Source organism: Phocaeicola sp. RTP21359st1_B8_RTP21360_211022, from assembly GCF_040911965.1.
Lineage (GTDB): Bacteria > Bacteroidota > Bacteroidia > Bacteroidales > Bacteroidaceae > Phocaeicola > Phocaeicola vulgatus.
In genome coordinates this window covers 168,417-174,814 of the sequence record NZ_JBDFXP010000005.1, presented here as the reverse complement: position 1 = coordinate 174,814, position 6,398 = coordinate 168,417, and the positions used below count along the sequence as shown (strand labels likewise).

5 protein-coding genes are annotated in these 6,398 nt (G+C 43.5%); 1 reads left to right on the top strand and 4 read right to left on the bottom strand.

Annotated features, from left to right (window positions below; genetic code table 11):
* Positions 1 to 338: 338 nt before the first annotated feature.
* Together AB5062_RS04105 and gltX are read right to left on the bottom strand one after the other, a co-directional pair.
* On the bottom strand, positions 339 to 1,559 hold the full coding sequence (locus AB5062_RS04105; protein WP_117815125.1) for a 3-deoxy-D-manno-octulosonic acid transferase: 1,221 nt from the start codon (positions 1,557 to 1,559) through the stop codon (positions 339 to 341).
* A gap of 12 nt (positions 1,560 to 1,571) precedes the next feature.
* Complete coding sequence (gene gltX / locus AB5062_RS04100) at positions 1,572 to 3,089, bottom strand: glutamate--tRNA ligase (protein ID WP_117695090.1); 1,518 nt, start codon at positions 3,087 to 3,089, stop codon at positions 1,572 to 1,574.
* A gap of 81 nt (positions 3,090 to 3,170) precedes the next feature.
* Here gltX and AB5062_RS04095 point away from each other — a divergent pair, with 81 nt between their 5' ends.
* Positions 3,171 to 5,228, top strand: coding sequence for an HD family phosphohydrolase (locus AB5062_RS04095; protein ID WP_005845464.1), 2,058 nt, complete (start codon positions 3,171 to 3,173; stop codon positions 5,226 to 5,228).
* Here AB5062_RS04095 and AB5062_RS04090 read toward each other — a convergent pair.
* Together AB5062_RS04090 and AB5062_RS04085 are read right to left on the bottom strand one after the other, a co-directional pair.
* Positions 5,203 to 5,673, bottom strand: coding sequence for a low molecular weight protein-tyrosine-phosphatase (locus tag AB5062_RS04090; protein WP_005845462.1), 471 nt, complete (start codon positions 5,671 to 5,673; stop codon positions 5,203 to 5,205). The two genes, AB5062_RS04095 and AB5062_RS04090, sit on opposite strands and share 26 nt — an antisense overlap.
* 7 nt (positions 5,674 to 5,680) lie before the next feature.
* Positions 5,681 to 6,391: a phosphatase gene (locus tag AB5062_RS04085; RefSeq protein ID WP_005845460.1), complete on the bottom strand. Its 711-nt coding sequence runs from the start codon at positions 6,389 to 6,391 to the stop codon at positions 5,681 to 5,683.
* Positions 6,392 to 6,398: the final 7 nt, after the last annotated feature.

Here is a 6,398-nt window from a genome sequence, read left to right as displayed (position 1 = left end):
AATCTGTTTGAGTATCTCACGGATGTCATAAACAGAACTGCCGAATGGCAACCGAATACACCACTGGAAAAATACAGGCTACTGCTTCCTGACAGATGGGAAAAGGCTAATGACTAAAAAGGGATCATTAGACTTTTTGTTTTAATATACTATATAGAATCGCGGAGACGCTTACGAAGGATTTATATCCGGATGAAGGAAATAAAGTGAAAATGGTTCATTATAACAAACTGATTAACAATAAATTAGCTTAAAATGAAGGATTTGAAGGAAAAAAAACAGGTTATAGAGCCAAATCTTCTCTATAACCTGCATATACTCAAATCACCTTGAAACATTCAGAGAGTGATATCTTTCATTATCTTTTCTAATGCTCCGGCATTATGGTTCACATAATTTCCGGCAGCTTTCCCTGCTTGTTGCAAATAAGCCTCATCCGACAGGAATTTGTCCATCAACCGTTTAAAATCATCATAACCGGTTACTTCAAAACCGCCTTTCTGCTCCAACAAATGTTGCGCCTCGCGGAATTTCTTGTTGTTAGGTCCGAATATCACAGGAATACCATATACAGCCGCTTCCAGCACATTATGAATTCCAACTCCAAAGCCACCTCCAATATACGAAATCTCACCATATCGGTAAATGGAGGACAGCAGTCCGTAACAGTCGATAATCAAACAATCGGCCTGTGTCACATTTTCTTCCGTAGCCTCGGTATAGCGGATGCACGGACGTTTCACCTTATCTAAAATCTCCCTCAAATGACTGTCGCTCACCACATGAGGAGCAATAACCAGCTTCATCTCAGGATGCTCATTGAAATACTTGATAAAAATATCCTCATCCGGTCCCCATGAGCTGCCTGCAACAAAAGTCAACGAATCACCTTTGAACTTCTCCACCAGCGGAAGCTGCTTGGCTTGATGGCAGATATCCAGCACGCGGTCAAAACGAGTATCGCCCACAACTGTCACATCGGTCACGCCAATTGTCGCCAGCAATTCTTTGGAAACTTCGTTCTGTACAAACAAATGAACAAAAGTCCTCAGCACCTCACTATATCTCTTCCCATACCAACGGAAAAAAATCTGATTGGGACGGAAAATGGAAGATACGCTATAGGTGGGAATACCTCTCCTATGCAACTCATTCAAGTAATTCTGCCAAAATTCGTACTTGATAAAAAACACCATACAGGGATTAGCCAATTCTACAAACCGACGGACATTACGCGGAGTGTCGAAAGGCAGATAGCAGACAAGATCTGCCCCCTGGTAGTTCTTTCTCACTTCATACCCTGAGGGAGAAAAGAAAGTCTGCAATATTTTATATTCGGGATGCTCCTTACGGATACGTTCTATCAAAGGGCGTCCCTGTTCGAACTCCCCCAATGAAGCTGCATGAAACCAAATATAACGGGCATTTTTGTCTATCTTGTTACGCAAGATATCAAATACTTCCCGGTGTCCTTTCACCATTTTGGCGGGCTTGGCGCTGAACAGGCCGGCAACCTTCACCCCGAATAGATAAATATAGATGACTAGGTTATAAATCATAACTACCGGCTATTACTTGAGCACTTCCACAGCCCGACGAATGCGTCGCAATGTTTCTTCTTTCCCTAAAACGGCTGAAATATCAAACATATGCGGGCCTTTACCTTCGCCTACCAAGGTTAAACGGAAAGCATTCATTATATTACCCAAGTGATAACCTTTATCTTCTATCCATTTCATGACCACAGCCTCCTGATTCTCCAGCGAGAAGTCGTCCAAGGCCTCCAATACGTCCGCCAACTCCAGCATACGTTCGGGAGAGTCCTCTTTCCAACGTTTTTTACGGGTCTTCTCATCATATTCCATAGGAGCGACGAAGAAGAATTTGCAAGTTTCCCACAAATCCTTGATAAAACTTACACGATCTTTCATCAAGCCTACCACGGTCACCACTTTATCCATAGGAGCTTCAATGCCATGCTCTTTCAAGATCGGCATGAAAAGCCCGGCTACTTCCTCATTGCTTTTCTTCAATATATATTCATGGTTAAACCATTTTCCTTTTTCAAAGTCGAATTTTGCCCCAGCTTTGCTGCAACGATGCAGGTCAAAAAGCTTCACCAGTTCATCCAAGGACATCAGTTCCTGGTCATTTCCCGGATTCCATCCCAACAGGGCAAGGAAATTGATAACAGCTTCGGGCAGGTAACCCGACTCACGATAACCGGAAGACACCTCACCGGTCTTGGGATCGTGCCATTCCAACGGGAAAACAGGGAAGCCAAGACGGTCACCATCACGCTTGCTCAGTTTACCGTTACCATCCGGTTTCAACAACAAGGGAAGATGTGCGAACTCGGGCATGGTATCCGCCCAGCCGAAAGCCCGGTACAGCAGGACATGCAACGGAGCGGAAGGCAACCATTCCTCACCACGGATTACATGGGAAACTTCCATCAAATGGTCGTCCACAATGTTTGCCAAATGATAAGTAGGCAGTTCATCCGCCGATTTATATAAAACTTTATCATCCAAAATGGAAGAATTGATCACTACCTCGCCACGGATAATATCATGTACGTGTACATCTTCATTCGGTTCAATCTTGAAACGTACCACATATTGCTTCCCATCGGCAATCAGTGCATCCACTTCTTCTTTCGGCAGAGTCAAAGAGTTACGCATAGACATACGGGTAGAAGCATCGTACTGGAAATTAGAGATTTCCTGACGTTTGGCGTCCAACTCCGCCGGAGTATCGAAAGCAATATACGCCTTACCGCTGTCAAGCAACACCTGTACATATTTCTTATAAATATCACGACGTTCAGACTGACGGTAGGGGCCGTAGTTACCACCAAAGCTGACTCCTTCGTCGAAGTTTATCCCCAACCACTTAAACGACTCAATGATATATTCTTCCGCACCCGGAACAAAGCGATTTGAGTCGGTATCTTCTATACGGAAAATTAAATCTCCACCATGCTGGCGAGCAAACAGATAGTTATACAAGGCTGTGCGCACACCGCCGATATGCAACGCTCCCGTCGGGCTCGGAGCAAAACGAACTCTTACTTTTCTTTCTGACATTGTTGTTTTATATAAAATACGCCGCAAAATTAATCTAAATTTCCCGATTTTTTCGTATTTTGCGCGCAAAAATATACGATTATGAGAAGTTTCAAGACCAACCAACGGTTTTCATATAAAAATTTGATTTATAAAAGCCTTATTTTCATTGCCACAGTATCAGTGATAGTCTACTTTTTACCCAATGAAGGAAAGTTCAACTATCAATTTGATATAAACAAGCCTTGGAAATACGGACTGTTACAGGCATCATTTGATTTTCCGATTTACAAAAACGACATACAAGTACAAAAGGAACAGGATAGCATCCTGGCAGACTATCAACCTTATTTCCAGATAGACAAGGAAGCCGAAAAAAATGTCCTTTCCAAATTAAGGGAGGATTACAACAAGACCTTACGCCATTCACTGCCGGGCACGGACTATGTACGTTATATTGAACGCACATTAAAGGCACTGTATGAGGACGGAATCATTGCCGGAAATGACTTGAAGCGTATGGAGGAAGACAGTATCATTGCCATACGGCTGGTAGACAAGAATGTAGCTACGAGCCGTTTTATCGACCAATTGTACACCGTGAAGGAAGCCTATGAATATTTGCTGAATGCGGATACCACCCACTACAAAAAGAAGATATTACAACAATGTAATCTGAATGATTACATTACACCTAATCTGGTTTATGATGAAGAAAAGTCCGAGGCGGCGCAAAAAGACCTGCTCTCTAATATTTCATGGGCAAACGGCTTTGTGCTGAACGGACAAAAGATTATTGACCGTGGAGAAATTGTTGATGAGCAAACTTACAACATATTGGAATCCTTACGCAAGGAATGGGAAAAACGTAGCGACTCGGTACAAGAGAAAAGACTGACATTGGCCGGACAAATATTATATGTAGGAATCTTCCTGTTCTGCTTCATGGCCTATCTGGAGTTGTTCCGGGCAGATTATTATGAACGGAAAGGAACACTTACCCTGCTATTTGCGCTGATTGTGTTCTTCCCCGTCCTGTCTTCCATTATGGTGGAACAGAACTTGTCAAGTATTTACGTGGTTCCATTTGCCATGATTCCGATTATAGTCCGTGTTTTCCTTGACTCAAGAACGGCATTCATGGCACATGTCACTATCATTTTGCTTTGCTCCATCACTTTACGTTTTCCACATGAGTTTATCTTGTTACAGGTAGTGGCAGGAATGGTGGCGATCTATAGTTTGAGAGAATTGTCCCAACGGTCGCAATTGTTACGGACGGCTTTGGTTGTATTTATCAGTTACGCTTTATTATATTTTGCTTTCGAGCTGATTCATGAAGATGATTTGACCAAGCTGAATACGCGCATGTACATCTATTTTATGATCAACGGTATCTTACTGCTGTTCGCTTATCCGTTACTGTTCCTTTTGGAGAAAATATTCGGTTTTACTTCAGATGTGACTTTGGTGGAACTGTCAAATATCAACAATAGCTTGCTTCGGGAAATGTCCGAAGTAGCTCCGGGCACTTTCCAACACTCATTGCAGATGGCAAACCTGGCTGCTGCGGCGGCAAACAAGATTGGAGGTAAAAGCCAGCTGGTGCGTACGGGAGCATTATATCATGACATCGGTAAAATGGTGAATCCGGCTTTTTTCACAGAAAACCAGTCGGGAGTCAACCCGCACAAGAGTTTAAGTTATGAACAAAGCGCCCAGGTTATCATCAGTCATATCACCGACGGACTGAAACTGGCGGAAAAGCATAATCTGCCCAAAGTGATCAAAGACTTTATCAGTACCCATCATGGACGGGGACTGACGAAGTATTTCTACATTTCATATAAAAACGAACATCCTGACGAAGAAGTGGATCAGGAAAAGTTCCGCTACCCCGGTCCGAACCCGTTCACCAAGGAACAGGCCGTCCTGATGATGGCCGACTCTGTAGAAGCGGCTTCACGCAGCCTGCCGGAGTACACGGAAGAAAGCATCAGCACACTGGTAGATAAGATTATTGACACACAGGTATCTGAGGGGTATTTCAAAGAATGCCCTATTACGTTCAAGGATATAGCAACAGTCAAAGCACTGTTTAAAGAAAAGCTGAAAACGATGTATCACACCCGAATCAGTTACCCGGAACTAAGGAAGTAAGCAATCCTGCACAAGCATCTTCCAGTATATCAAGCACGTTCTCGAACCCTTGCGCACCGCCATAGTAAGGGTCGGGAACATAGTCTGCCACTTTGGTGCGGCAATAATCCGTCATGCGATGGATTTTCTTTTCCGTTTCCAGATCGGGAGCACGCTCCATCAGGTCCTCTATATTACGGTCGTCCATGCCGATGATCATATCAAAATGATAGAAATCCTCCGTACAGACAGGACGGGAACGATGGGTCAGATTGTAACCGCGGCGGGAAGCATGCATCCGCATACGGCTGTCGGGCAATTCCCCTCTATGATAACTCAGGATTCCGGCAGAATCCACCTCTATCTCGTGTTCCAGTCCTTTTTTCTTTATGAGAGTACGCATCACTTCTTCTGCCGAAGAAGACCTGCAAATGTTACCGAGACAGACAAAAAGTATTCTTTTCATATATAATCTACAAATGAAGGTATTCTTTAAATGATTTCACATCACGGTTCATGATCAGCTCTTCAGGAAACCCGGTAAGCTGCAACAATTCATACAAATTATCGTAACGGGCTATATCAAACGAAATATGCGCGTCACTTCCCAAAATGACCGGAACTTCATATTTCTTGCATAAACGGAGAATGGTGAGGTTGTTCTCACGGGCATTGGGTTTGTTACGGGTGGGTTTTAAAGAACTGTTATTTATTTCCAATAAAGTATGGTGTTCTTTGGCTGCCAATACCATCGGTTCAAAATGTAACGCCGCCGTACCGTCTCCGGGGTGACTGATAATATGAATAAAAGGATTGCTGATAACCTGTACCATTCCATGGGTGTTTTCTTCTATCGTTCCATATTCATAACATAAAGAGTGGATACCCGCAATACGGATATCAAGCATCTTCATATAATCCTCGTCCAAATCGAGGTTTCCTTTACCATCCAGAATATTAATCTCAGCCCCCAACAACAGCTCCACCCCATACATCCGGCGGGGAACCACATGCAAGTTTCTAAAATAAATAGGATGGCAAGTACCGGGAACACCGGGCGAATGTTCCGTTATCCCTAAAACCTTCAATCCCTTATCGGCGGCAGCTTGCGCCATTTCTTGTAAAGTACTGAATGCATGCCCGCTGGCAATGGTATGGGTATGTACGTCTAATTCTATCTTCATCTTTATT